The organism is Thalassotalea marina (genome assembly GCF_014656435.1).
Taxonomy (GTDB): domain Bacteria; phylum Pseudomonadota; class Gammaproteobacteria; order Enterobacterales; family Alteromonadaceae; genus Thalassotalea_C; species Thalassotalea_C marina.
In genome coordinates, this window is record NZ_BNCK01000001.1 from 499023 (window position 1) to 521479 (window position 22457).

The window sequence follows — 22457 nt, forward strand, 5'->3', positions numbered from 1 at the left end:
TTAATGTTGACTTACGATGAAATTCAACAAGTTGATGCTTTATCAAAAGATATTGCATCAGCGATAGAAATTGAATCCTATGACTTGGCTAGTAATTTATTAACCAAGCGCTTGGCTATACTAAAGATAATAGATGTTAAGGTGAAGGAAGATAATCTTTCAGGGGATTCCTTGACGGCATATCACGACTTCTTAAGGTCTATTCAGGTATTTGATTTGCCACTGATGCAAGTGGCAACGAACGCTCGACAAAATCACTTAGAAAAATCATCAAAACAAGCTAAACGCAAAGTTGCGATAAACGCATACAAAAGTCATATTTAAACCTCCGAGCATCAAAAGTCACGCAGAGGTTTTTATGTGTTCTGATTATTATTTTCCTTAAAAAGTAATCTAAAACCTTTACTACAACACTAAAAGTTAGTGATCAATATTCAAAAAAATCTTCGCTTCACTATCATTTGGGTCAATTGATAATACCTGCTCAAATGCGATTTGAGTTCCTTCAAATATCTCTAAAGAATGATACAGTTTACCAATGCTTCTCCAAGCTTCTTTATCTGTAGGGTTGAGATCTAAATATTGGCTGTATATTTCAATTGCATCTTTGTTATTACCTTGAACTGAGAGTGCCTTAGCAAGTTGTGGCAAGTAGTTGATATCATGCTGACAGATTAATTCAAGATATTTGACAACGAGTTCAATGTTACCCACTTTTGCAGCAACTCCAACAAGCTGCTTGTAGTCGAAAATAGAGAGATGTCGAGGCAGTATTTCTTGGAAAATACTTAATGCTTTGTTTAAATCGTTTTTTAGTATATTGAGATAAACTAACCCTAATTTATAGGTAGAAATTAAGTAAGGGAGTGGGTTTTGTAACTCCTGTAAAGCGTATACTAGGTTTTCGATACCAAGCTTATTGCTCTGTCTAAAATACAGTTCAATTCTAGCTTTAACCAATTCGAATGGTGGATGAGCTGCTTGTGCTTTTTCTTTTTCTGTACGATGGTTAAATTGTTCCAAAAACGTTCTATTAATAGCTTTAACGCTAGTTTGTTCACTATCTTTTAGCAAGGAAAACTCTTCCTTTCGGGCCATGTAAATAGTTGAGCGCCCAGTTTCTTCACACTCTTGCCAATAATTAATTAGTTTGTTTGTTTCAATAGTATACGTATATTCTTCTATACGATTAGTCAGCCTAATTTGCAAAACAGTCAGTTGCTTTATCAATGAGTTGGTGCTTTCGACATAAGCTTGATAGTAAGTTTTTGCAGTTTGATAAATTTTTTCATCACTCCATGCTTCAGTATCAGAAGGTTGAACGCATTGAACGAAGTATTTGATACCAAAGGTTTTAACTAATAAAGAGGTAATGGCATACTTTCTATTTAAAGTCTGCTCTACTTTGTCCATTTTATTTTTATGCTTTATGCTATCTTGAGTAAAAATGCCTTTGTTGTGATTAAGTGCCTTTATAGCTAATGCTTTGATTTCTTTGCATTCTTTAATTAAAGAGATAACTTCTTGTCGAATAGTTTGACAATGTTTTATATGAATATCGGTACTATTTTTTTCACTTAAAGTCTTGAGTAACTTAGACATATTATCGCTAGACTGCGAGAGTGTTATATCATCGGTATTCCTATAAATAATACCACTTGATTTAGCGGCATTTGCTGACAAATTAAAGATTTTTACGTTATGTTTATTAGCGTGTAAAGCTTGTGTATTTAAAGCTTCTAAAGCGACGAGTAGCTGAATAGTGGTTTCAACATTATCGCCAGCATAAGTTTCTACCTGCTTTCCTATACAATTAAAAAAGGAACATAAACTTTGTGCTTCAGCACTTCCGCTAGCGTGTGTATTTCCTTTTTTACTAAAACATAAATCAACTCCTGCAAGCAATATTTGCTTAAAGCCCATCTCAATAGCTATAGAAAGAGCAGTGTTTGCAACTGTCGGAGGTGTATTGTCAATATTATCCTTATTAAATTTGCTGTTCCATGGTACTTTGTTACCCAAGTACATTTTAATATGAGGCCACTGTGCAACAATGGGGGCATAAGTTGTGTTCGCATAAATCAGTACTGTAGTTTTAGGAAATAGTAGCATTTCACGACTATTAACAAAGTTTTCCTTTTGAGGGTCAACGGCAAAAACAAAATCAGGAGTTAGGTTTAGACTCAATAGCTTTTTAGACACTCTTGAAACCGCAAACACGACAAGATTTGCCCGATTTTGTATTACCCAATCTAGGTTGTGATCAAGAGAAGGGCCGCCGGCTAAAATAATACAAGTCTTGTCTTTAAAAGTATTTTTTAAATACGCGGCTTCTAAAACGTTTTCCCCTGCATTTTTTAAGTGTTGCAAAGCAAAATCTTGGTTTGCTAATTCAGCATTGACCCTAAAAATATGAAGATCGAGTTCGTCATTTAATTTAGAGTTGATCAAGTAGTAAGTGCTATCGTGAAGTTCTTGAGCAGCAAAAGATTTAATCAATTTAACTTGTGATTTATACACGTAAGTAATGATTTGCATTTTATTAACAACATCAAGCCATTCATTTACAGGACAAATTTTTATTTGTTTACTGCACTGCTCAGGAATTGGCTCTAACATATTGATAATATGCTCTTGTTCTACAAAAAGTATTCGGCAGTCAGGATGAATATCTTTATTTAAAACATAATCAACTAGTAGACCCGAGTCAGTACCCGAAAAAATCAAAAAGTGACTTTTTTCTAAAAGAGTCGTTTCTAATATTCGAGGGAATAGCTCTGATGATTGTTGCTTACTAAATTTATCACCATTAACTGAATAAAGGTAAGGTTCATTAAAGTCACTTATTTGAATCTGTTCTTGGTATAACTCAGTCATGATAATGTTTCGTTCTCGTGCTAAATTGTTTGTTAATAAGCAATATCTATTCCTATTTCTTAACCCAGCAGGGCACTGGTGACGATATTCAAGTCTTTGTCTGTTAGTGCAGGATGCATTGGAAGGGTCATTGATATCTGATAATAGTTTTCGGCCTTGGAGCAATAGTGAGAATTGAACCCCAATTGCTGATAAAATGGTTGCTTGTAAATAGGAATATAGTGTACGTGTGCTTGAATGCCTTGGCTACGTAGTTTAGAGACAATAATCTTTTTGTTAGCCAGAGACCAATCATGAAATTGCACAATATAAAGATGAAAGCTTGATATGGTGTTATGTTGACGTTTGAGAGGCGCATATTGAGAGCCTTTCAGCAGGGTATCGTATTGGCTAGCAAGTTGGTGACGTTTATCTATAAAGTTTTCAATCTGCTCAAGCTGAGAGGTACCAAGAGCTGCTTGTATATCGGTCATTCTGTAATTAAAGCCCAGCATACCTTGTTCATAGTACCATGGTCCATGCTCTGCTCTCATGGCCTCATTGCTATCAATTCCATGACTCCTGAGCTTTCTGAGTTTGTCATGTAATTGGCTTGAGTTAGTCAGTGCAGCACCGCCTTCTCCTGTCGTGATAATTTTAACTGGATGAAAGCTAAACACTGTAATATCTGAATATTGGCAAGCTCCTACCGGTATATTTTGGTATTTTCCGCCTATGGCATGACTAGCATCTTCTACAATGCTAAATCCAAAACACTTACTTAGTGCATGAATTTTTTCCATGTCACAGCTTTGTCCCGCTAAATGCACGGGAATTACCACTTTTGGTAATTTGCCAATCTTTTGGGCATGAATGAGCTTCTCTTCCAATGCATCGACTGACATATTGCCTGTTGCCAATTCTACATCGACAAAGTCAATTTCGGCACCACAATAAATAGCGCAGTTTGCAGAGGCTACAAAGGATATAGGACTTGTCCAAACGATATCTCCATTTGTAACGCCAAGAGCTAAACAAGCGCTATGCAAGGCACTGGTGGCATTGGTAAAGCTAACGGAATATTTGGCACTGCAATAGTTGGCAAGCTTTTCTTCAAAGTGTTCAACCATTTTACCTTGGGTAAGATGAGAAGAAGATAAAACGTCTAATACTGCTTCTTTGTCTTGTTCTGAGATGATCTGTTGACCATATAAAATCATTAATCTTCGCCGTGAATTTGCTGCAACTGCTTAACCGTTAAAAAGTCTGGATTATCTTTGGAGTTATATTCAAAACCTTCACTAACTGCTTGGCCAACCTCACCTATTCTGTTGGTAGTAAAATCGTTAGAGCGACGGGTAAAACTTATTGTTGGCGTAATAACAAAGTGATCATCAAACTCTAGGGTGTGGTAAAAATCATCAGCAGGGCACATAACCTCATGCAATTTTTCCCCTGGCCTAATGCCGACAACTTTTATAGGGATATTGGGCGCCATAGCTTTGGCAAGGTCGATTATCCGTAGAGATGGGATTTTGGGGACAAAGATTTCACCACCTCCCATTCTCTCAAAGTTCTTTAATACAAAATCAACCCCTTGTTGAAGAGTAATCCAAAACCTTGTCATGTTCATATGGGTAATAGGAATATGATCTGTATTATTGTCTATTAGTGATTTAAAGAAGGGGACAACAGAGCCCCTAGAGCCAACAACGTTGCCATAACGCACTACCGCAAAATAGGTATCATGCCCACCCGTCATATTATTGGCAGCTACAAATAGTTTGTCAGAGGCAAGTTTAGTTGCACCATATAAATTGATAGGGTTTGCGGCTTTGTCAGTTGAAAGCGCAATCACTTTCTCTACGTTGTTGGCAATTGCCGCTGAAATAACATTTTCAGCACCTGTAATATTGGTTTTTATGCATTCTGTTGGGTTATATTCCGCCGCTGGTACTTGTTTGAGTGCTGCAGCGTGAATCACGTAATCAACGCCATTCATCGCTTGATGAAGGCGCTCTTTATCTCTAACATCACCAATAAAATAACGCATACAGGGCTGGTTGAAGACTTGCTGCATTTCATATTGCTTCAACTCATCTCGTGAAAAAATAACAATACGACGTGGGGAATATCTTTCTAAGATTGTTTTAACGTATAACTTACCGAAGGAACCTGTGCCGCCTGTTATTAAAATGTTTTTATCGTTGAACATTTAAAACCTTGTATTTGGTGATAAATCATATATTTCTTATCATATGCTTTAAATATACGTTAGCCCTGACTATTACGAAAGTTATTTTTAGATTTCATCTCCTGACAACCTTTAACTTTCAAGGGCAAACGGTACAAGTTTAGGTAAATTACCCAAGTTGGTCTGTAATTTGTATAATTAAAACGTAATGCTTTAAGTTTTATGGAAATTTTGTGTCCAAAATAGTTTGTATATTACAAGCGAGAACAAACTCAACCCGTTTACCTGCCAAGGTACTATTACCTGTCGCCGGAATTCCTTTGATTGTACTGGCAGCCAAAAGAGCGGCAAATACTGGGCTAGAAGTGGTCGTTGCAACTTCTAATCAAGCCAGTGACGACATGTTGGCCAGTACCCTAAAGCTTGCTAATGTTAACGTTGTTCGTGGGTCCTTAGACAATACCCTGAAAAGGTTTGTATTAGCGACAGAGCAATATACTGATCAAACCATCATTGTCCGATTAACCGGCGACAATGTTTTTCCTGATGGTCAATTTATTGATGAGTTAGTTGATTATTATTTACAGTACTCACTTGATTATGTCGGTACAACAGGAGCAGGAAGTGGTCTGCCATATGGTGTTTCAGCTGAGGTTTTTAAGTTACACCATCTGCGAGAAGCTTATCACAAAGTTAAAGATGATTATTCGAAAGAGCATGTAACGCCTTTTATTTACGCTACCTATGAAAACCATTTGTGTAAAAAGTATCGTGAGTTAAACATGGAAAGTTTGTCTTGTACTGTGGATACGTTAGATGATTATTTAAAAATAGCGGCACTATTTGAAGATGTTAGCTCTCCTATTGATATATCCTGGCTTGAACTTAGCGAACGATTAAATAAACAAGCACAAGCACACAAAGCAAGTAAAATCATGCTTGGTGGCGCTCAGTTAGGGTTAGATTACGGCATTAACAATCAATCTGGAATGATGTCTGTTGATGAACTAAATTTATTTTTAAACACTGCATATGAAATGGGAATTAAATGCATTGATAGTGCACAAGCCTATGGAGAGAGTGAACAGCGTATTGGTCAGTGTATTCGTTTAATAGATAAACCATTTTCTATTAATACTAAACTAACGCCTAATTTGCTTCCTTTGACCGACATTAATAAACAGCCGCTTATTGAGCAGGTGAAAGAGTCACTGGCAGAGTCGGTATACAACTTAAAAGAAAACCTAAGCTCTTTAATGCTACATAGATTAGAGCATGCCTATCTCGATGACGGGGTGGTTTGGCAATATTTAGTGAATTTAAAAGAGCAAAAAGAAGTTTTGCAGATTGGTATATCAGTCCAAACACCGGAAGAATTGGAAAGGGCTTTAACATTACCCCAAGTCGATATCATTCAAATGCCATTTAATGTGTTAGACCATCGATGGGATGTTGCTATCAACAAAACAATAGAATTAAAAAAGCAGTCTGCTATTTCAATTCACGTGCGCAGTGTCTTCTTGCAAGGGCTATTAGTTTCTAGTGATCTCATGCATTGGCAAAAAGCTCACCTCAATCAACAAGAAGCCTTAGACGTTTTAACTTGGCTAGATAAAATGGCTCAACACTGTCATTGTGACTCCAAGCAGCAGCTATGTTTGGCTTATGTTAATGCACAACCTTGGGTGGATAAGATTGTGTTAGGTATAGACTCTTTGCCACAACTTTTAAATAACTTGGAAACGTTTCACCAAATAAAATTATCCAAGATGCAGTTAAATGAGATAAGTAAAAACAAGCCTATGTTAGATGAAAAAACGCTGAACCCTGCACTATGGGAGAGTTAATGTGATAGATATGTTTTCACTTAAAGGGCAAGTTGCTCTAGTTACAGGTGCTTATGGGCATTTAGGCAAATCAATTACTTACGCATTAGCAGAAGCTGGCGCTCAAGTTATTATACAAGGGCGAGATAAGGACAAAATTGCTTCATTAGCCGCTGAACTAAATTCCCTATCTTATGACGTTAAAGAGGCATGTTTTGATATCACTGATAAAGATGCAACTGCCCAATATTTTGAACAAGCAAATTTACATAAATTAAATGTATTAGTTAATAATGCTTATTCTGGGGTTGGTGGAACAATAAAAACATCTACTGAGCAACAATACCATGACGCCTATGACATTGGCTTGGTTAGTGTGCAACGATTGTTTAAACTCACGTTGCCACTGCTTGAACAAGGGGTGATTGAAGACAATAATGCTAGTTGCATCAATATCGCTTCTATGTACGGTCTAGTGTCACCTGATTTTGCTATTTACGAGTCAGAACAAGGCTCAAACCCACCATTTTATGGTGCAGTAAAAGCGGCACTATTGCAGTGGACACGGTACTGTGCTGTGCAATTTGCCAAACAAGGTATTCGAATAAATGCCATCGCACCAGGGCCATTTCCCAATAAAATTGTGCAACAAGACAAAGCGTTTATCAGTCGATTACAGGATAAATCTCCTATGGGGCGTATTGGCAAACCTGATGAAATTAAAGGCGCTATTGTCTATTTGGCCTCTAAAGCGTCATCATATGTCACAGGAGAAAATATTTCAGTTGATGGTGGCTGGACAGCTTGGTGAGTTTAAATACTAAAGCCCAATACAGTTCTATTGTGCTAAAAGCGTAAAGAAGAAAACTGGAGAGTAAATGCATTCATACGTATTTTTGTCAGAGCAAGGTAGGCATAGCGTAACTTATCAGCATTTGTGCCGTTTAATACCTGGTGATTGGCATTGGATTAAACATGAAGAGCAATTTACTGCGTCTGTGTTACAGGAACTAAGCCCCCAATTTGTTTTTGTTCCCCATTGGTCCTATAAAATCGCAAAAGAGATAACGGAACGTTTTCAATGTGTCATGTTTCATATGACAGATTTACCTTATGGGCGAGGTGGTAGCCCTTTACAAAACTTAATTGTAAGAGGTAAAACAAGCACACAATTAACGGCGTTTAAGTGTATGGGCTCTATGGATGCAGGGCCTATTTACGCCAAGTTACCTTTATCATTGCAGGGTTCTGCCACTGAAATTTTTGCTCGGGCAGACGAATTAGTAATTTCTTTAATTGAATTGATTATTAAACATAACATAACCCCTGAAGCACAAAGTGGTGAGTCAGAAATATTTGTCCGTCGAAATCAAGCGCAAAGTGATATTGCACCGTTATTTATTGATGGCAGTAACTTGCATCCTGAATCCACTAAAGAAAAAGCCCCATTAATTCAAATATATGATCATATTCGAATGTTAGATGCTCAAGGCTACCCCAGGGCATATATGCAAGGGAAAAAAATTCGAGCGGAATTTTCTGATGCCAAGCAAACCGCGGAAGGAATAAAAGCCACTGTGCTTTTTAGAGAAATAAGTGATGAATGAAATATATATAGACGGCCGTAGTATTGGTCAACAACATGTTCCCTTTGTAATTGCAGAACTCTCTGGTAATCATGGCCAGTCTTTTGACTACGCAAAAAGCATGATTGATGCCGCTGCAGAAGCAGGTGCACATGCCATCAAATTACAAACTTATACTGCCGATACCATGACCTTAGCGTGTGAGTTGCCCGACTTTCAAATTGATGAACAAAATAACCTCTGGAAAGGTCAATCGTTGCATACACTTTATCAACAAGCTTACACTCCTTGGGAGTGGCATGAAGCGCTATTTGGCTATGCAAAAAGCAAAGGTTTAATTGCGTTTAGTTCACCGTTTGATATTTCAGCGGTAGACTTTTTAGAAACACTTGATGTGCCATGTTATAAAATAGCATCCTTTGAAAATAACGACTTGCCGTTAATAAAACGGATTGCCCAAACAGGGAAACCCGTCATCATGTCGACCGGTATGGCCTCACTAACTGAGATATCAGAGGCGGTAGATACCCTGCGTACTAACGGTTGTAGTGATTTTGTCCTACTAAAATGTACTAGTGCTTACCCTGCCTTGGCTAGTGAGGCTAACTTGGCAACCATTACCCATTTAGCCAATACCTTCAATTGTCCTGTTGGTTTGTCAGATCATACATTAGGACTGGGAGTCGCTTTGGCGAGTGTACCGCTGGGGGCTTGCGTTATCGAAAAGCATTTTGTGTTATCACGAGATCATGGTGGTGTTGACGCAGCCTTTTCACTGGAGCCCGAAGAATTAGCCATGTTGGTGAGAGAAAGTAAAAGAGCGTTTGAAGCTGTTGGTATGGTTACCTATGGCGGTACCGTTATTGAACAAGATTCTAAAAAATACCGACGCTCAATTTATATCAGTAAAGATGTCAAAAAAGGCGATATTTTATCTGCAGAAAACCTTCGAATTGTGCGTCCTGGTTTTGGTTTAGCACCTAAATATTGGCAACAGGTGTTAGGCTCAAGGGTAACAAAAGACGCAACTCTCGGCACAGCCCTAACATGGGAGCATATCAAGTGAAAACAGTATTAGTTGTAGCGGCTCACAGTGATGATGAAGTTTTAGGTTGTGGTGCCACTATTGCAAAACATGTAACTGAAGGTGATCAGGTTCATTTGTTAGTGTTAACTAATGGAGTTTCCGCCAGAGAGGGGGCGAATGATACCGATATTGCATCACGAGAGCTGGCATTAAGTAATGCAGCTAAAACCCTAGGAATCCATAAGGTGGTTCAGTGTGATTTTCCTGATAACCAACTAGATAGTGTCGCGTTATTAGATATTGTGCAGTGTATTGAAAATAAAACCCAAGGTTTAAGCCCTGATATTATTTATACCCACAATGCCAGTGACTTAAACATTGACCATCAGCTTACCTGTAGAGCGGTACAAACGGCCTTTAGGCCACAACCTGATTGTTCGGTAAAAACTATTCTAACGTTTGAAGTGTTATCTAGTACAGAATGGCAATTTACCGAGCAAAAATTTTCTGCCAATTGGTTTGTTGATGTTAGTGACTTTATAGAGCAAAAAATTACCGCAATGCAGTGTTATCAATACGAACTTCGAGCATTTCCTCATCCTCGTTCTGTCGAAGGTATAAAAATACTCGCTAACTACCACGGCATGCGTATCGGGGTTTCATATGCTGAAGCATTTCAGGTATTGCGCCATTTAACATGATAAATAAACGGGTATTATTTAGGTTTGATGCTAATGCAGAAATGGGTACAGGCCACGCGATGCGCTGTTTTGCTTTGATACAAGCCTTACAAAAAGCCAGTGTTGAGGTTTACGTTCTCGCCAAAGAATTGCCCTCATTTTTCATAGAAAAATTGACAAAGTCAGGTGTTACCTACCTTCTTTTAGCAGATAAGACCATTGATAGTGAACTTACTCAAATAGAAAAAACTATCGCTGTTTATCAAATTGACATTGTGTTACTTGATGGTTATCACTTCGACAGTGCCTATCGGCAGCAACTGAGCAACTTTAAGGTAAAGCTGATTGCATTTGATGATACTAAATCACTTGAAGATCTTTATTGTCATGGTGTTATCAATGCACTTCCTAATGCTCATCAACTGATGTATCAGAATTCACCCTATCTGGAAAAAGCTTTTTTAGGATTATCTTTTGCACTTTTAAGAGAAGAATTTCATCACATTAAAGTAAAGCCATTGGCTGAAAAACAGAAAATATTAGTGTGTTTTGGTGGTAGTGATATTGGCGGCTTAACTTTTAATGTGTGCCAACAACTTGTTGCTAAATTACCTAAGAAAATAGTTGAGCAAATTGAAGTGGTGGTCGGGCAGTTAGCACCAAACAAAAGCAGATTAAAGGCGCTAGCACAAACACACGGTTTCACTTATACAGAGCAATGCAACAATATGGCTGAATTGCTTAATGATTGTTATTTTGCTGTTGCTGCACCTGGCAGTATAGTCTATGAACTAGCTTATTGTCGTGTACCTAGTGTGTTTTTTACGGTCGCAGATAACCAAATCATGTCGGCGCAGCAGCACCAATTAAAAGGCTGGTGTAACGTAGTTAATGGATTGGATGACCAACAAGTAAGGTTAGGAATAAGTATGGCAATTGAGCTTTTAAAAAATAAAGCGCAACTAAATAAAATGTATAGTGCCACACAAGGGCTCGTTGATCTTGATGGTGGGCAAAGAATTGCCACTGAAATCATACGTTGGTAGTACAGGAGCGAATTTGTTTAGCACAATTAATAAGTATGGTGTTTCGTTAACACCAATTGCTGAAAAAGACATAGAAACTATTCGTTGCTGGCGAAACCACCCTGAGGTTTCAAGATTTATGTTTTCACAAGATTTTATTTCGCCAGAACAACAGCAAGCTTGGTTTTCATCAGTATCGCAAAAATTGAATGAATGCTACTACATGGTTACGTTTCGTGACCAAGAATTTGGTGTGGTTTATGCAAAGTCATTAGATAACCAAGCTCTTTATCAAGCTAAATTTATTGAACCAGGTTTATACCTAGACCCGGCCAGTCAGCTAAAAAGTAGCCTGTTAGCCTTTGCACCGTCGCTTGCTTTACTTGATGAGTTTTTTTCTCAAGGTCAATGTGAACAATTTACAGCGCAAGTGTTAACGGAGAATACCAGTGCGTTGAGGTATAACAAAAGTTTAGGTTATGTCATTGACTCAACAAGATCGAGCGAAGAAATATTGACCATGCACCTTAGCGCACAGCAGTTTGAGCAAGCGACAAGTAAAATAGGTGGATTATTGTCCCGTTACTAGGCAAATTTCATAAAACCGTTGATTGTCAAAGGCGTAGCGCTAATAATCTAGGATAACGCTCGTACATATTAAACAAGAAGAGAATATACATGCCAGCTCAGCAAACCTTAATTGAAGCATTTGCCGTCGCTTTAGAAATTGAACCGCAAGAGGTTGTTGATTCACTTACTTATAGCGAACATCCTAAGTGGGACTCAACGGCACATATGATACTTGTTGCACAACTGGAAGCTGACTTTGATGTTATGTTTGAAATTGATGACATTATCGATATGAGTTCAGTGAAAAAAGCAAAAGAAATATTGACCAAATATCAACCTTCATTATCGTTTGATGGTTAAGGGCTAATATGGATAATGTTCTGGTTACAGGCGCATACGGCGGTATTGGCACAGCTGTTTGCCGTGCATATGCTAAATTAGGTGCTCACTTGATTATTGTAGGGCGCGACCTTGATAAACTAAATACGCTAAAAAAATCACTTGAGAGTGAATTCAGCGCTAGTACTACGATGCAATGTATTGATCTTAATCAGCCAGAACAAATCAATGCTATGTGTAATACCCTGAGAAAACAAGTGGGTTCAATTGATGTAATGGTGCATTGTGCGGGCATGATGCATGAAGCACCGCTTATGATGACACGACCAGAAGAAATTACTGATCTCGTTAGCACTAATATCATCAGCAGTATTCAAGTTACCCAAGCAATTAGCAAGTTAATGATCCGTCAGAAAAAAGGCGCTATTACCCTAATGAGCTCTATTGTTGCTAAACAGGGGGCAGCGGGACAATCAGTCTATTGTGCAAGTAAAGCGGCAATAGACGGCTTAGTTGTGTCATTAGCACAAGAGCTTGGCGCATTAAACATTCGTGTCAATGCAATTGCTCCAGGTTTTATCGAAACACCTTTAGTTGCTCATTACGATGACGAACAGCGAAAATCACTGACCAGCAAAGTAGCACTTAAACGTTTAGGTACGCCAAACGATATTGCCAAGGTGGCCTGCTTTTTATCATCACCAGCAGCAAGCTACATTACCGGGCAAATTATTTCGGTTGATGGTGGGCTTAGGCTTTAGCCCAATGAATCAATACTTTTGGCAAACCGATGTTCTTGCAAACTGCTATGCTGACAACGTAGCGCTATCATGTGCCCAAACAGGCCGTCAGTTAAGTTATAAAGAACTTGAAGCGGCAATAAAACTTGCTCAACAGTCATTAGCCATTGATAAAAAGTTATTGGTATTAATTAAAGCTAAGCCAAGTATCGATTTTGTTGTTTATTACCTGGCATGTTTACGTATAGGACATACAGCATGGTTAATTGATCCCGAAACGTCGCAACTCGTGTTAGATAATTGGTTTGAACGTTATCAATTTGATATGGTGATTGATGACGGCAATTTATTTTGGCGGAAGACGAGCCAACCTATTGATACTCCTATAGCAGACAATCTTGCTTTGTTACTTTCGACCTCTGGCTCAACCGGGAGCGCCAAATTGGTCAAATTAAGTGTGGAAAACATAGCCAGCAATTGCCAGGCAATTTGTACCTATTTACCGATAAAAGGTACTGCCATTACCACCTTACCGTTTCACTATAGTTTTGGCTTATCCATTTTACATACCCATCTTGCTAGTGGTGCACAACTTGTGTTGAGTGCTAGTAGTATTGTCACTAAAGATTTTTGGCAGTTATTTGAACTGCATCAAGCCCATTGTTTTTATGGGGTTCCTCATCAATTTGCCATGTTAAGTCGTTTGGGCTTAGCTCGACTAAAATTGCATTGTCTTGAATACTTTGCGGTTGCTGGTGGTAAACTACCAGAAAAATATGCCGAGGAACTGGCGATTTGGTGTCATGATAATCACAAACAGTTGTTTATCATGTATGGACAAACAGAGGCGACTGCGCGAATCAGTTATTTGCCGCCTAATAAAGCACTAGCTAAACCTAACTCGATTGGACAAGCAATTCCAAATGGTAAGTTGTGGTTATTAGATAATAAAGGTTGCTTAATTACGGAGCCAAAGAAGAAGGGGCAGCTATATTATCAGGGAAAAAACGTGATGTTAGGTTATGCACAACAACGTGATGATCTTGTCGTTACTGAATCATCTGAACAATTGGCGACAGGCGATCTTGCATATTTTGATGATGACGGTGATTTTTATATAACAGGACGAGAAAAACGAATCGCGAAAGCCCAAGGTATTAGAATTAACCTAGACGAGATTGAACAATATATTGTTGAGCAAAATTCTCAAATTGAAAGTGTTGCTGTAATAGAACTAGATGAAAAGTTGTTTGTGTTGCTTGTTTGGCCAGGAGCAACTGAATTGGATAGTAAAGCGCTAAAATCAGCGCTTGGTCAATTTCTAAAACTACATGGCAGTATGTTAGTTGTTAGATTACTGACAAGTTTGCCTCGATTGTCGTCAGGGAAAGTTGATTATGCAAGCATAACCGCACAATGTCTAAAAGGAGATTGTAGTGATTAACTCTGCATGGCATAACTTAATCTCTCTAGCTCCTTATGCGCTATCGCACGAAGAAAAGGCGGCCATTTTTGCAAAATATGGTAATGAGCTCGTTAAGCATCATTATGAACATTGTCAGCCATATCAAAACATTCTCGATTTTTTTCATTTAACTGAGCAAACATTTGAGCAAGCGCCGCCCCTACATACCAGCATGTTTAAACTTCATGAACTGCGCTCTATACAACAAAACGATGTTTTTAAGGTCACCACTTCGTCAGGCACTACTGGCCAGCAAGTGTCGAAAATTTATCTGGATAAAACAAATATCGCGCGTCAGCAAAAAATATTAAGCAGTATTGTTAAAGAATGGTTAGGGAATAAGCGATTACCTATGTTGATCATAGATCATCCAAATGTGATCAAGGACCGGTTTTCATATTCTGCTCGAGGTGTTGGTATTCAAGGGTTATCTTTGTTTGGGCACCATCATACCTATGCATTAAATGAAGACATGAGTATTAACTGGCCATGCGTTGAAGGTTTTATTGAACAATATAAAGATGAAAAAATTTTCATCTTTGGTTTTACTTTTATGGTGTGGCAATACTTGTTGCAGCTTTTGGATAAAAACCAAAAACGTTTTGAGCTCAGTAATGCGCTTTTATTACATAGCGGTGGTTGGAAGAAGCTTATTGACCAAGCGGTATCAAATGAGCAATTTAAAACAACGGCTCAACAATACCTTGGTGCGGTAAATGTCCACAATTTTTATGGCATGGTTGAGCAAACTGGCACCATTCATGTGGAATGTGAACAAGGTCATTTGCATTGCCCTACGTGGAGCGATGTTCATGTAGTCTCACCTGATAACTTGATACCGTTACCGATAAAGAAAAGCGGTATCATTGAATTACATTCCTTATTACCTACCAGTTACCCAGGACACAAAATTCTTACCGAAGATACCGGTTTTCTAGTTGGCATCGACGATTGTCCTTGTGGGCGAAAAGGGAAGTATTTTCAGGTGACGGGGCGCGTTAAACGCGCTGAAATTAGGGGGTGCAGTGATACACAATCTTAATTTGGTCAATAATTTACAACTACTGTTTCCTATTAACCATGAATTTGAGCTTGAGCAATTTGTTCAACAAAAGCCCATAAATGCATTTTCTGATGAAGTACTCGATGTATTATCTGAGCTAGGGGCTTTTTTACGAGAACATGGTCGAGAGCTGCCAAATATTATTGCTGTTGGCTTTTGGCTGAGAAAGCAACATTTACTAATGCTTAAGTCGCAGTATCGAAGTTTACATGGCCGAGGAATATCACTTCATTTTGCTCCAGGTAACGTTGATACCTTGTTTTTTTATTCAGCCATTATTTCCGTAGTGACAGGGAACTTAACTATGGTGCGAGTAAGTCATCAAAATCATCAAGCGGCAGCGCCTTTACTTGCCATGTTAAATGAATTTGTAAATTGTCATCCGCTAGGAAAAAAACTCGCTGAGCGCTTAGTCATTTTTACCTATGAAAAGTCCTCTGAAATTTCTGCGCTGTTGAGCAAGTTCGCAGATGTTCGAGTGATTTGGGGGGGTAACGAAGCCGTTACGGCAATACAAAAACTGCCCATTAAAAATGGCGCTATTGATTGTAGTTTCCCTGATAGATATTCCATCTCGATATTAACGCTAAGCGATGTATCTGAAATTAATGCAGCGGCTACTGCATTTGCCGCTGATGTAAAACCATTTTTTCAACAAGCTTGTGCATCACCAAAAGTGGTTTATTGGGTAAATACGGCGCAAGAATTGCAAAAAGTATTCTGGCAGCAAGTATCAGCGTTAATAACCAAAGCGAAACTAACCTTGTCTGCCGGCGACAGTTTGCGGCGCTATTTATTTTTGCAACAAGCGAGTTTGTTAACAGATAACAACTGCGCTATTGGATTTAATGACAATACTTTGACAGTAATAGAAGGTGATGATTTTAACGGTGAATTGTTAACCGCTCATCCCGGCTTATTTATTTTTCTAAGTCACAATGTTCTGTCTCTGGAACCGATAAATCTGCTGTCGCACTGTCAAACAATAGGTGTGTTTGACTTAAGCTGCAATGTGCAAAATGAAATAGAAAAACAAACGAAATGGCCACATAGACAAATAGTAAAGTTAGGTAGAGCGCTTGAGTTTACACCTGTGTGGGATGGCATTGACTTAATTAAGCAACATTGTACTGAGCAAGTGTAATTGCTACGAGGTTTAATAAAACGTGTTTTATGAATTAGCAACACCAACGTTTGGTGAAGAAAATTACGTTGATTAGTTATAGTTGGGTAGGGGAAGTATTTGATATATTCAAACATTAGTGAGATACCTCAAGAAAAAATTGAAAAGTATCATTATGTTTCACTCGATTTCTTCGATACATTAGTGATTCGAGAGGTAAGTGAGCACTCATTAATATTGAAGGCTATTGCAGAGGAACTTCACGCTAATGGTTGTTTAATCGATGAGGCAAGTTTTCTTTCTGCTATAGACAAGGCTGAAACATATTGTAGAAACCTAACAGCCAACCAAGGTGGAGATCAAGAAGCAACGATAGATGATATATATCTGAAGGCTTTTGAACTAAGCAACATTGATAATAGATATTTCTCAAAATTTTTAGCTAAACGCAAACTGCTAGAAGCGAATAATCTACGCTTAATTAATGGTGCTAAAAATTGGATGACATCTTTGTTTAATCGAGGTGTCAAACTATTGTTAACAAGTGATACTTATTACACTCGGCAAGATATGAGTGTTTTTCTCGAAAAGCTTGGTATTAAAGAACTGTTTCACCAAGTTTATATTTCTAGTGAGTTTTCAATAAATAAAGCAAGCGGAAAATTATTTCGAAAACTTTTAACTGATAAAAATGTTGAACCTGAATGTCTCTTACATATAGGGGATAATTCATATTCAGATGTTCATTTGGCCAAAACCCTTGGTATCAAAGCTCTTCAGGTTGACGTTGATTCACATATAAGTGATTTAGAAAAAGATACTCAATTATACTTTTTTGGCTATCAAGTAATGGCCCCCGTGATTGGTGCTTTTACTCATTACCTAAAACAATACGCCGATGAAAATAACATTAAGTCTCTTAAGTTTTTAGCAAGAGACGGGCACTTGCTATATAGGGCAAGTAAGTTACTTTTAGACGAAAAATGTGCAAAAGAGTATATCTATATAAACCGTATCATTCTCAACCAACTAACCACTAAAAAGCTTGATGAAAAAGTCCTTGGTGAAATTGTTAGTAATTATCCAAATCAAGGTGTTTTATCACTTGTCACCTTGTTTGGTTTAGAGAATACTTCTTTTGATAAACACTTGAAAACCTGGCTTAAAAAAGAAAACTACTCAAAAAAAAACTTGTTAACTAATGATGTAGTATCAAAGCTTTTATCTAACCGCCAATTAGTTAGTATTTTTGAGGGCGATATTAAAAGAAAGCAAACCAATGCAAACAATCATTTGCAGCTCAACAACAAAAAAGGTGAAATTACTTGTCTAGTAGATGTTGGTTGGCGTGGCTCAATATTCAAAAAATTAAACGCAGAAAATCAAAATGAACATTTGTTTGGTTATTTATTTACTTGCACTGATACTCTGATTAAAAATCTCGGCGCGTTTATTCATGGAGACAATGAGTTTAAAGACAAGATTCATCAAGTTGCAGAGGTTAGAGAACTTATTGAGTATTGTTGTAGTGAAATCAGTCCCGCTTGTATTGGTTTTGATGATGATGGGCAGCCTATCTTTTTATCAGAAGCTTCTCTTGTACAAAATGACAAACGGTTAACTGTACAACAAGGGGTAATGGATAAACTAAAACTTACCAAAGAAAGTGGGAAGACATGGGATGCAAAAGAGGCATTGAACAGATTAATCAGTGTTTGTGAGTATACGCCTGATACATTACTTTCAGTATTTCAATTGCAACAAGTTTCCACGTCAGTTCTTGATGATATACATCAACCTCTTAGTAATTCGTTATTGAACGCTGAAGCTAAGGTCAATAGCCACTTAACAAACACTCAGAGCGGGATCTATCGCTTTCTATCATTTATAAACCAAAGAAAACTTACAGAGAATACTATTTTTTTATATGGAGCAGGTAGTGGCACTAAATTGATATTGCCACACTTTAAAGGTCGTGAAGTTATTATTTTTGATAGCAATGAAAAATTGAATGGGGAAAATTTGAATGGCTCAAAAATTATATCTATCAGCAGGTTGGCAGATTACACAAGTCAGATGAACGAATTAATCATAACCGTTATAGGGCGAAAGCAGCAATTAGTAAAGAGTCTGTCTGAATATAATGTAAACACCGTATTTTTAGAGGACTATTTATGGTAGGCGGAGTAGACCTTAAAACAATATCGCAGTTAGTCATATATGGGGCAGGTGCAGCTAGCCAGCAATTGGTAGAATACTTTCAGTTGCAAGCTGAGCAATATAGTATTTGCACTACACATGGTGGTGAGGGGTTTTTAAATAAAACCGCAGCTGCATTTTCAACATTACCAAGTGGTGAATATCATGTGGTGATTGCTTCACAGTACTTTTACGAGATCTATTGTGAAATTAAGCGTTCTACCATAAATGTTGCTCAAGTCTATTGTTATAACAACGTCAATAATACGGTACTGCCTGTAGAGTCATTGTTGAGACAAGTTAAACCAAACAAAACACTCTATGCAGTTTATGATTTGGAAATGAACCCAGCATCATTCGACGTTTGTGTATTTGCCAATGCAGCCGAATATTATCGACGTGAACAAGGCTTTGATAATATTCATTTTGTTGTAGTTCCTCCCATTTTAAAATATGGTCGCTTGTGTGACGCCAGTTTTTACAATCAAGGCGCCGAGCAAAGCTTTCGAGAGCGAATAGAGAAATTACTCGTACCTATTTTATCGCTAATACCAAGTAAAATTGGTTGCAGTGTGTTAGCGCATCGAGAAGAAGCAGAGGCATTGTTACATGAAAAAGCACTTTTTCCTAAACTGGTTGATCTAAACAGACCTAAAGATACTCATAACCCTGTAGCTTTGTTGCCAAAGAATATACCTATTGGATATTTTACGGCTGATATTCGTTCATCCAAATTTGTTGAAGATATGTTTGGAGTCAATAATCAACCCCTGATTACGGTAACGCTTAGGGAGTACTTAGACCAACCTAAAAGAAACAACGATATTGATGAGCTCGTCAAGTTTCTGACCAAAGTAGAAAATTGTGGATTTGTGCCCGTTATTATTCGAGACACGGCCAACTGTGGTAAGAAAGCGATAGAAAAACTTGCTAAATATCAAAGTTTTTCTAATGCGTCTTTAGATATTGGCATAAGAATGGCATTATACGAGCGTGCAGCGATGAACTTTTTTGTCAATAACGGCCCAGTTGCATTAGCTAGTTTTAACCACAAGGTTAATTACATGGTCTTTAAGTTAGTGGATGAATCTTTGTTATGTACAACACAAGAGTTTTTTAGACTTCGTTATGCTATCGACGAAAGAGATAGTCAATACTTCTGGGCACAGCACAAACAACAAAAAATTTTCTGGCAACCCGATACTTGTGATTTTATGTGGGCAGCCTTTAAAACATATTTAGACAAGAAAAATGACTTATGAAAAAAATTTTAGTGACAGGCGCAACGGGGTATAAGGGGAGTGTACTTGTACCTAAGCTACTTTCAGCTGGCTACCAAGTATTGGCATGGGATACACAATGGTTTGGTTGTGAAATAACCCCTCACAAAAATTTGACGGTTGTTAAAAAAGATGTGCGAGACATTGAGCAAGGTGACCTTGAAGGTATAGATGGCATTGTTCATCTTGCATCAATTGCTAATGATCCATGTGGCGATCTCAATCCCAAATTAACCTGGGAGGTAAGCGCCCTTGCCACTATGCAATTAGCAGATAAAGCCAAACGTGCAGGAATTAAACATTTTGTTTATGCGTCATCTGGCAGCGTTTATGGTGTAAAAGATGAAGAACAAGTAACAGAAGATTTAACTTTAGAGCCGATCTCAGAATACAACAAAACGAAGATGGTCGCAGAACGGGTATTGTTGAGTTATCAAAATGATATGACAGTGCAAATCGTACGTCCTGCAACCGTATGTGGTTTGTCTCCTCGAATGAGATTGGATGTTGCAGTTAATATGTTAACGATGCAAGCACTTAAAAATGGTGAAATTACAGTGTTTGGAGGTGAACAATCTAGACCTAATGTGCATATTGACGATATTACAGACTTGTATTTATTTTTATTGAAAAGGCCTGATGTAACAGGCGTTTATAATGTTGGTTTTGAAAACTTAACCATTTTACAAATCGCTGAATACGTTGCTAAAAGAATAGGCGCTAAAATAACAGTAACGCCTTCAAATGACCCTCGCTCTTACCGCATTAACTCCGATAAATTACTCGCCACAGGATTTAAGCCTAAAAAAACGGTAGAAGATGCCGTTACAGAGATTATTGAAGCATATCAAAGTCAGCAGTTAATAGATGAAGATCGCTGGTACAACTTAAAGTGGATGCAATTGCATCAATTACATTAGGACCTGACGTGAGTTTTTATCAAATATATAGTGATCAGTTGTATCAACAACTACAACGCATTGATGAACAAAAAGTAGATGCTATTGTAGCTTTATTAGTTGGTGTTTGGCGTGAACACAAGCGACTTTTTATTTGTGGAAATGGTGGGAGTGCTGGTAATGCACAACATCTTGCCAATGACTTTTCTTACGGTATTAACCCTAAAGGGAGAGCAATTGATGTAGAGGCACTTCCTGCTAACTCTTCAGTTATTACTTGTCTTGCAAATGATACAGGATACGACAATATTTTTGCCTACCAACTTCTCACTAAAGCTCGAGCTGGCGACGTTTTATTAGTACTTTCTGGAAGTGGTAACTCTCGCAATATTATTAATGCTCTTGAACAAGCGAAGGAGTTAGGGGTAATCAGCATTGCCTTAGTTGGTTATAATGGTGGGAAAGCCAAAGAGCTTGCAGATATTGTTATTCATAATGATATAAATGACATGCAAATTGCCGAAGATATACAAGTAATCATCGGTCATTGGCTAATGCGTCAACTTAACGAACAACTTGAGAATCAACAACATGACTAAACCTGTTTTTGTCATTGGGAGTAACTCTTTTTCAGGCTCTGCTTTTTGTGAACACTTGTTGGCACAAGATATTGAAGTTATTGGAATTAGTCGCTCACAAGAACCAATTAAAGAGCTTTTACCACATAAGTTGAACGGTAATAAGCCACTGCAATTTCACCAACTTGACCTAAACCATCATTTAGAAAGAATAGAAAGCTTAATTGATAAATTTAAACCAAGTCACATTTATAATTTTGCAGCTCAAAGTATGGTGGGGCAAAGTTGGGATTTTCCTGAACACTGGTTTATGACTAACACTGTGTCAACGATAAAGCTTCATAATATATTGAGACAGAAAGACTATTTAGAGCGTTATATTCATATTTCTACACCTGAGGTGTATGGCACTACCAATGGTGAACAATTGGAAAGCAAAATTTATCAACCAAGCACACCGTATGCGACGTCTAGAGCTGCGGCTGATATGAGTTTGCACAACTTTTTTGATGTTTACCAGTTTCCCGTTATTTTTACTCGTGCAGCGAATGTTTATGGTGCAGGGCAGCAGCTATATAGGATTATTCCTAGAACAATTTTATATGCCCTAACTGGTAGGCAATTGGCTCTGCATGGGGGGGGCTTCTCTGAGCGTTCATTCATAGATATAAGCGATGTTTCAAAAGCGACGCAGCTTATTGGCGAAAATGGGCGTTTAGGGGATATATATCATATTTCTACAAATGAGCTTGTTAGTATTAGAGAGTTGGTATCGTTAATTTGTAAAAAATTAAACAAAAATTTTGACTTGGTAGTTAAAGAAACTGGCGATCGAAAAGGCAAAGACCACGCATATTGGTTAAATTCAGAGAAGCTTCGAAACGAACTTGGCTGGAGTGATGTTATAGATTTGGAATCAGGTATTGATTCCTGTATTGATTGGATTACAAGAAATTTAGAAGTGTTAAATTTACAACCATTAGAATATATCCATAAGGCATAAAAGA

21 protein-coding genes are annotated in these 22457 nt (G+C 37.8%); 18 read left to right on the plus strand and 3 right to left on the minus strand.

Annotated features, from left to right (window positions below):
• The first annotated feature begins 3 nt into the window (after nt 1-3).
• On the plus strand, nt 4-324 hold the full coding sequence (locus IE199_RS02235; protein ID WP_189767077.1) for a hypothetical protein: 321 nt from the start codon (nt 4-6) through the stop codon (nt 322-324).
• A gap of 96 nt (nt 325-420) precedes the next feature.
• Here IE199_RS02235 and IE199_RS02240 read toward each other — a convergent pair whose 3' ends face one another.
• The 3 genes from IE199_RS02240 to pseB are packed head-to-tail and all read right to left on the minus strand — an operon-like array spanning nt 421 to nt 5071.
• Nucleotides 421-2877 (minus strand): 6-hydroxymethylpterin diphosphokinase MptE-like protein, encoded by a 2457-nt coding sequence (locus tag IE199_RS02240; protein ID WP_189767078.1) that lies wholly within the window; start codon nt 2875-2877, stop codon nt 421-423.
• A 59-nt stretch (nt 2878-2936) separates the two neighbouring features.
• Nucleotides 2937-4076: a UDP-4-amino-4,6-dideoxy-N-acetyl-beta-L-altrosamine transaminase gene (gene pseC, locus IE199_RS02245; RefSeq protein ID WP_189767079.1), complete on the minus strand. Its 1140-nt coding sequence runs from the start codon at nt 4074-4076 to the stop codon at nt 2937-2939.
• Nucleotides 4076-5071, minus strand: coding sequence for a UDP-N-acetylglucosamine 4,6-dehydratase (inverting) (pseB, locus tag IE199_RS02250; protein WP_189767080.1), 996 nt, complete (start codon nt 5069-5071; stop codon nt 4076-4078). Before pseB ends, pseC begins: the two co-directional genes overlap by 1 nt.
• A gap of 212 nt (nt 5072-5283) precedes the next feature.
• Between pseB and IE199_RS02255 the strand changes: the two genes are divergently transcribed.
• From IE199_RS02255 to IE199_RS02335, 17 genes are all read left to right on the plus strand, one after another.
• Nucleotides 5284-6897, plus strand: a complete 1614-nt coding sequence (locus IE199_RS02255; RefSeq protein ID WP_189767081.1) for an aldo/keto reductase — start codon at nt 5284-5286, stop codon at nt 6895-6897.
• Nucleotides 6898-6907: 10 nt separating this feature from the next.
• The gene (locus tag IE199_RS02260; RefSeq protein ID WP_189767312.1) at nt 6908-7687 is read left to right on the plus strand and encodes an SDR family NAD(P)-dependent oxidoreductase; all 780 of its coding nucleotides are present in this window, start codon (nt 6908-6910) and stop codon (nt 7685-7687) included.
• 67 nt (nt 7688-7754) lie between these two features.
• Entirely contained in the window at nt 7755-8483 is a 729-nt protein-coding gene (locus tag IE199_RS02265) for a formyl transferase (protein WP_189767082.1), read from the plus strand.
• Entirely contained in the window at nt 8476-9528 is a 1053-nt protein-coding gene (gene pseI, locus IE199_RS02270) for a pseudaminic acid synthase (RefSeq protein WP_189767083.1), read from the plus strand. The genes IE199_RS02265 and pseI overlap by 8 nt, the downstream gene beginning before the upstream one ends.
• Complete coding sequence (locus tag IE199_RS02275; RefSeq protein WP_229854489.1) at nt 9525-10190, plus strand: PIG-L deacetylase family protein; 666 nt, start codon at nt 9525-9527, stop codon at nt 10188-10190. The genes pseI and IE199_RS02275 overlap by 4 nt, the downstream gene beginning before the upstream one ends.
• A complete protein-coding gene (gene pseG, locus IE199_RS02280; RefSeq protein WP_189767085.1) occupies nt 10187-11215 on the plus strand; it encodes a UDP-2,4-diacetamido-2,4,6-trideoxy-beta-L-altropyranose hydrolase in 1029 nt (342 codons plus the stop codon). Before IE199_RS02275 ends, pseG begins: the two co-directional genes overlap by 4 nt.
• Before the next feature lie 13 nt (nt 11216-11228).
• Nucleotides 11229-11783 carry a GNAT family N-acetyltransferase gene (locus tag IE199_RS02285; RefSeq protein WP_189767086.1) on the plus strand — a complete coding sequence of 185 codons (555 nt, stop codon included), beginning with the start codon at nt 11229-11231 and terminating at the stop codon, nt 11781-11783.
• Nucleotides 11784-11872: 89 nt separating this feature from the next.
• Nucleotides 11873-12124: an acyl carrier protein gene (locus IE199_RS02290; protein WP_189767087.1), complete on the plus strand. Its 252-nt coding sequence runs from the start codon at nt 11873-11875 to the stop codon at nt 12122-12124.
• 8 nt (nt 12125-12132) lie between these two features.
• Nucleotides 12133-12864: an SDR family NAD(P)-dependent oxidoreductase gene (locus IE199_RS02295; RefSeq protein ID WP_189767088.1), complete on the plus strand. Its 732-nt coding sequence runs from the start codon at nt 12133-12135 to the stop codon at nt 12862-12864.
• A 4-nt stretch (nt 12865-12868) separates the two neighbouring features.
• The gene (locus IE199_RS02300; protein ID WP_189767089.1) at nt 12869-14287 is read left to right on the plus strand and encodes an AMP-binding protein; all 1419 of its coding nucleotides are present in this window, start codon (nt 12869-12871) and stop codon (nt 14285-14287) included.
• Nucleotides 14280-15350: a LuxE/PaaK family acyltransferase gene (locus IE199_RS02305; RefSeq protein WP_189767090.1), complete on the plus strand. Its 1071-nt coding sequence runs from the start codon at nt 14280-14282 to the stop codon at nt 15348-15350. Before IE199_RS02300 ends, IE199_RS02305 begins: the two co-directional genes overlap by 8 nt.
• Nucleotides 15334-16515, plus strand: coding sequence for an acyl-CoA reductase (locus tag IE199_RS02310; protein WP_189767091.1), 1182 nt, complete (start codon nt 15334-15336; stop codon nt 16513-16515). Before IE199_RS02305 ends, IE199_RS02310 begins: the two co-directional genes overlap by 17 nt.
• A 99-nt stretch (nt 16516-16614) precedes the next feature.
• Complete coding sequence (locus IE199_RS02315; protein ID WP_189767092.1) at nt 16615-18675, plus strand: HAD hydrolase-like protein; 2061 nt, start codon at nt 16615-16617, stop codon at nt 18673-18675.
• Entirely contained in the window at nt 18669-19955 is a 1287-nt protein-coding gene (locus IE199_RS02320; RefSeq protein WP_189767093.1) for a hypothetical protein, read from the plus strand. Before IE199_RS02315 ends, IE199_RS02320 begins: the two co-directional genes overlap by 7 nt.
• On the plus strand, nt 19952-20893 hold the full coding sequence (locus IE199_RS02325) for an NAD-dependent epimerase/dehydratase family protein (protein ID WP_189767094.1): 942 nt from the start codon (nt 19952-19954) through the stop codon (nt 20891-20893). The genes IE199_RS02320 and IE199_RS02325 overlap by 4 nt, the downstream gene beginning before the upstream one ends.
• Nucleotides 20894-20901: 8 nt before the next feature.
• Nucleotides 20902-21471 carry an SIS domain-containing protein gene (locus tag IE199_RS02330; protein WP_189767095.1) on the plus strand — a complete coding sequence of 190 codons (570 nt, stop codon included), beginning with the start codon at nt 20902-20904 and terminating at the stop codon, nt 21469-21471.
• Nucleotides 21464-22453, plus strand: a complete 990-nt coding sequence (locus IE199_RS02335) for a GDP-mannose 4,6-dehydratase (RefSeq protein ID WP_189767096.1) — start codon at nt 21464-21466, stop codon at nt 22451-22453. The genes IE199_RS02330 and IE199_RS02335 overlap by 8 nt, the downstream gene beginning before the upstream one ends.
• Nucleotides 22454-22457 lie beyond the last annotated feature (4 nt).

Excerpts from the sequence above, each read along its gene's own strand:
- IE199_RS02235 (WP_189767077.1), top strand. The coding sequence starts at position 4 with ATGTTGACTTACGATGAAATTCAACAAGTTGATGCTTTATCAAAAGAT.
- IE199_RS02240 (WP_189767078.1), bottom strand. The coding sequence starts at position 2,877 with ATGACTGAGTTATACCAAGAACAGATTCAAATAAGTGACTTTAATGAA.
- pseC (WP_189767079.1), bottom strand. The coding sequence starts at position 4,076 with ATGATTTTATATGGTCAACAGATCATCTCAGAACAAGACAAAGAAGCA.
- pseB (WP_189767080.1), bottom strand. The coding sequence starts at position 5,071 with ATGTTCAACGATAAAAACATTTTAATAACAGGCGGCACAGGTTCCTTC.
- IE199_RS02260 (WP_189767312.1), top strand. The coding sequence starts at position 6,908 with ATGTTTTCACTTAAAGGGCAAGTTGCTCTAGTTACAGGTGCTTATGGG.
- IE199_RS02265 (WP_189767082.1), top strand. The coding sequence starts at position 7,755 with ATGCATTCATACGTATTTTTGTCAGAGCAAGGTAGGCATAGCGTAACT.
- pseI (WP_189767083.1), top strand. The coding sequence starts at position 8,476 with ATGAATGAAATATATATAGACGGCCGTAGTATTGGTCAACAACATGTT.
- pseG (WP_189767085.1), top strand. The coding sequence starts at position 10,187 with ATGATAAATAAACGGGTATTATTTAGGTTTGATGCTAATGCAGAAATG.
- IE199_RS02290 (WP_189767087.1), top strand. The coding sequence starts at position 11,873 with ATGCCAGCTCAGCAAACCTTAATTGAAGCATTTGCCGTCGCTTTAGAA.
- IE199_RS02295 (WP_189767088.1), top strand. The coding sequence starts at position 12,133 with ATGGATAATGTTCTGGTTACAGGCGCATACGGCGGTATTGGCACAGCT.
- IE199_RS02300 (WP_189767089.1), top strand. The coding sequence starts at position 12,869 with ATGAATCAATACTTTTGGCAAACCGATGTTCTTGCAAACTGCTATGCT.
- IE199_RS02320 (WP_189767093.1), top strand. The coding sequence starts at position 18,669 with ATGGTAGGCGGAGTAGACCTTAAAACAATATCGCAGTTAGTCATATAT.
- IE199_RS02325 (WP_189767094.1), top strand. The coding sequence starts at position 19,952 with ATGAAAAAAATTTTAGTGACAGGCGCAACGGGGTATAAGGGGAGTGTA.
- IE199_RS02335 (WP_189767096.1), top strand. The coding sequence starts at position 21,464 with ATGACTAAACCTGTTTTTGTCATTGGGAGTAACTCTTTTTCAGGCTCT.